Below are 1181 nucleotides of genomic sequence, written 5' to 3'. Positions count from 1 at the left end.
TAAAGATCTTTCGGCAATAGGGTGAGTCGTTGCGGGTGTTCTCTCTTGCGGGGCGGGACAATCGGGGCGTGCCGAAGCCTCCACGATCCCCGGGCGAGCCTGATCGGGCCCGGAAGTCCAAGCGTGTGGCCGCTCGTCGTGATTTCGACGCGTTGCGGGAACGTCGCATGCGTGCCGCCGAGATGTTCGACCGCGGGAAGCGGCAGGTCGACGTGATGGCGGAGTTGGAGGTCTCGGCGCAGACCGCGTCGCGGTGGCACCGTGACTGGCTGGCCGGCGGCAGGGAGGCGTTGGCGGGCGCCGGGCGTGCCGGGCGGTTGCCCCGGCTGTCCGACGACCAACTCGCCGAAGTGGAGACGAAGCTGGCCGAAGACCCGAAGGCCAACGGGTTTCCGACCGACCTGTGGACCCTGGCGCGGGTCGCCGAGGTGATCGAGAGGGTCACCGGAGTGCGGTATTCGACCACCCAGACCTGGACGATCCTGCGGGAACGGCTGGGCTGGAGCCGGCAACGTCCGGCGCGACGCGCGGTCGAGCGCGACGACGAGGCGATCGAGGTCTGGGTGAAGCGGGACTGGCCCCGGATAAAAAGGGGGCCCGCCGCCGAGGAGCCTGGATCTGCTTCCAGGACGAAAGCGGGTTCTCCCTCCTCCCCGCGGTGAGGGCCACCTGGGCACCGCGCGGTCGCACACCGGTGTTGCGGCACCGGTTCAACTGGAAACGCATGTCGATGTCCGGCGCGCTCGCCTACCGGCCCGACCGCAGCGAGGCCGTGTTCGTGTTCCAGATCAAGCACGGCACATACGACACCGCCTCGCTGATCGGGTTCCTCACCGACCTGCACGACCACCTCGACGGGCAACCGGTCACCCTGATCTGGGACGGCCTGCCGGCACACCGGTCCAAGGACATGAAGGCCTGGCTCGCCAGCCAACGACACTGGCTCGTCGTCGAACAGTTGCCCGGCTACGCCCACGACCTCAACCCCATGGAAATGGTGTGGGGCAACGTCAAAGCCACCGAACTGGCCAACCTCTGCCCCGACACCCTCGACGAAGCCCACACCGCCGCACACGCCGGTCTGGAACGCGTCGGCAGCAGCTACCAACTGTGCTTCAACTTCCTCGACCACACCGGCCTCCGCTTATGACAGTCCTCACTCAAATACCGAAAGATCTTTA

Annotated in this window: 2 protein-coding genes; both read left to right on the top strand. The window is 66.9% G+C overall.

The features are described from left to right. Positions 1-35: 35 nt before the first annotated feature. Complete coding sequence (locus tag FM051_RS49965) at positions 36-662, top strand: winged helix-turn-helix domain-containing protein (RefSeq protein ID WP_338019562.1); 627 nt, start codon at positions 36-38, stop codon at positions 660-662. Then, entirely contained in the window at positions 659-1150 is a 492-nt protein-coding gene (locus FM051_RS49960) for a transposase (protein WP_238413275.1), read from the top strand. The genes FM051_RS49965 and FM051_RS49960 overlap by 4 nt, the downstream gene beginning before the upstream one ends. The last annotated feature ends 31 nt before the right edge of the window (positions 1151-1181 follow it).

This window comes from Saccharothrix deserti (assembly GCF_009769385.1).
Classification (GTDB): domain Bacteria; phylum Actinomycetota; class Actinomycetes; order Mycobacteriales; family Pseudonocardiaceae; genus Actinosynnema; species Actinosynnema deserti.
The sequence above is the reverse complement of the archived record's forward strand: the minus strand, read 5'-3'. Positions and strand labels throughout refer to the sequence as shown.